Source organism: Pseudoalteromonas sp. P1-26 (assembly GCF_001401795.1).
Lineage (GTDB): Bacteria > Pseudomonadota > Gammaproteobacteria > Enterobacterales > Alteromonadaceae > Pseudoalteromonas.
The window spans coordinates 1-676 of record NZ_LKDX01000125.1 but is presented as its reverse complement, the minus strand read 5'-3'; the positions used below and the strand labels follow the sequence as shown (position 1 = coordinate 676).

The 676-nt window shown below is 41.7% G+C and carries 1 protein-coding gene; it reads right to left on the bottom strand.

Going from position 1 to position 676, the window contains the following annotated elements:
• Positions 1–13 precede the first annotated feature (13 nt).
• The coding region (locus AN394_RS21190) for a hypothetical protein (RefSeq protein WP_055022524.1) at positions 14–676 on the bottom strand (663 nt) is incomplete at its 5' end.

Sequence of the window (676 nt, the reverse complement as noted above, 5' to 3'; positions counted from 1 at the left end):
CATCACCTTGCGCTTACAAACCTTCATACTCGGCCTTCCTTGGTTTTAAAATTTGCTTTCTGCAGTCAACCATATCCCAACAATCTGTTTCAGGTACGCCGTAATACCACGCTTTAAAAATAGGTTGATACTTTTCAATCACACGTTGTTGCATGCTTTCTGAAAAATGGGGCAAGTAAACCGTTTTAGTCAACGTGATATGCCTTGCAATCATCTGTCCTAAATTAAAACGCTCTTGCCAAAATAGCATTTTTCCATTGAAATGCTCATCACTATCTGGCGCCGCATTTTGCATTATCACTTTGCCCTGTTCAGCCCAACCAGCTACTATATTCATTTGTTCAGTAAACGGCTTGACAGTAAACGTTACATAAATGGGGTCATCAGCATCGGTGGGCGCAAAACCTCGAGTAAAGACGTTGTAGTGATAATTAGGATGAGTAACTTTAAAAAGAATTGTTGCGTAGGCATTAGCTTGCAATAGGTCTAACCGCTCACGCGGGAAGGTAATTGGCTCATTAGCATAGCTCGTTTTTAGATATCTATAACCGGAGTCTATGCCACAGCTACTATGACCACACGACTCTGTGTACACAGACTCTATTAAAAAAGGAAACTCCGACACTGAGCCATCTTCTGTTTTAATTGTCACAACGATGGGCCCGCGATAACCATG